General features: G+C 65.3%; 2 protein-coding genes and 1 pseudogene. 2 read left to right on the top strand and 1 reads right to left on the bottom strand.

Annotation, left to right across the window (positions count from 1 at the left end; genetic code table 11):
* Both rplT and NW827_RS01895 read left to right on the top strand, forming a co-directional pair.
* Positions 1 to 274 (top strand): 50S ribosomal protein L20 (gene rplT, locus NW827_RS01890; RefSeq protein ID WP_414503273.1); only part of this gene is annotated, 274 nt, incomplete at its 5' end.
* A 77-nt stretch (positions 275 to 351) separates the two neighbouring features.
* Positions 352 to 1,074, top strand: coding sequence for a transporter substrate-binding domain-containing protein (locus NW827_RS01895; protein WP_414503274.1), 723 nt, complete (start codon positions 352 to 354; stop codon positions 1,072 to 1,074).
* Here NW827_RS01895 and purH read toward each other — a convergent pair.
* Positions 1,071 to 1,548: pseudogene (purH, locus tag NW827_RS01900) on the bottom strand (bifunctional phosphoribosylaminoimidazolecarboxamide formyltransferase/IMP cyclohydrolase); the annotation flags it as partial. The gene NW827_RS01895 and the pseudogene purH overlap by 4 nt on opposite strands.

Below are 1,548 nucleotides of genomic sequence, written 5' to 3' on the forward strand. Positions count from 1 at the left end.
CAAGCTGTTTCGCACTGCCAACCAGCAGGTGATGAAGGCGCTGCGCAGCGCCTACCGGGATCGCCGCCGCAAGAAGCGGGATTTTCGCCGCCTCTGGATTGCCCGCATCAACGCCGCCACCCGTGCCCAGGGCCTGCGCTACAGTGAGTTCATCGACGGCCTCAAGAAAGCCAATATCCAGCTCAACCGTAAAATGTTGGCCCGCCTGGCTTTCCTGGATCCCGAAGCCTTTACCCAAGTGGTGGAGGCAGCCCGCCAGGCTCGCGCCTCCTAATGGAAGCGCGGTCTCCGTTGGCCACGGCGGTCGGGAAGGTTTGCTTGGCGGCCAGCCTAGCTTTAGCTGGCGGGGGGATGGGGATTCCTGCTGCTGCCCGCCCCTGGCTGGAGATTGTTCGGTCGGGGCAGTTGCGAGTGGCGGTCAAAGACAACCTCCGGCCCTTGGGGTTTCGCGATGCCGAAGGCAAGCTGCAGGGGTTTGAGATTGACCTAGCCCGCGAGCTGGGGTCCCGGCTGCTGGGATCCCCGGCGGCGGTGGAGCTGGTGCCGGTGAGCAATGGGGAGCGGCTGCAGGCAGTGGCCACTGGGAGGGTGGATCTGGCCATTGCCCAAATTGGCATCACGCCGGATCGGGCGCGCCAGGTGGAGTTGACCTCGGCCTACTACCTGGATGGCTCCAGCTTGGTTGTGGCCCGTTCCCAAAACTGGACGAGCTGGTCGGATGTGGGCGGCGCGCGGATTGCCGTCCTGCGCGGATCGGCTGCTATTGCTTACCTCCAGCGCTACCTCCCAGGGGTTGAGTTGGTGGCGGTGGATTCCTACCGGGAAGGGGCGGAGTTGCTCCTAAAAGGAGCGGTACAGGTCTGGGCAGCGGATCGCTCGGTGCTGGCGGGGTGGCTGGCGGAGCACCCCCAGTTTCAGTTTTTGGGATCCCCGTTGGCGGCGGTGGGGCTGGGCATTGCCCTGCCCAAGGGGCTGGAGCATGCTGAATTGCGGCTGCGGGTGCGCCGCGAGCTGGAAAACCTGCGCGCCGAGGGCTGGCTGGCGGAGCGGGCCAGAGCTTGGGGTCTGCCCTAGTGCAAAAAGTGACGGATGCCAGTGCAGACCATGGCCATGCCGGCAGCATTGGCAGCAGCAATGGAATCGGCATCGCGGAGACTGCCTCCCGGCTGGATGATGGCGCGGATCCCAGCACGGGCTGCCGCCTCCACACTGTCGGCAAAGGGGAAAAAGCCGTCGCTGGCCAAAACTGCTCCTGCTGCCTGCGAGCCAGCCTGGCGAAGGGCAATCTCGACAGCGCCCACCCGGTTCATCTGGCCTGCGCCAATGCCGAGGGTCTGCCCCTGCCGGGCAACGACGATGGCGTTGGATTTGACGTGTTTGCAGACTATCCAGGCAAACTCCAGATCCGCCCACTCTTCCGGTGTCGGCTGGCGCTCGCTCACCACCCGCCAGGACTGCCGGCGGTCGGCTTCCTGGGGCAAGTCGGCCTCCTGCACCAGAAAACCCCCCGCCAGTGTGCGGAGGTTTTGGGTTGGCCCAACCTCAAAG

This window comes from Synechococcus sp. H70.1, from assembly GCF_047502705.1.
Classification (GTDB): domain Bacteria; phylum Cyanobacteriota; class Cyanobacteriia; order Thermostichales; family Thermostichaceae; genus Thermostichus.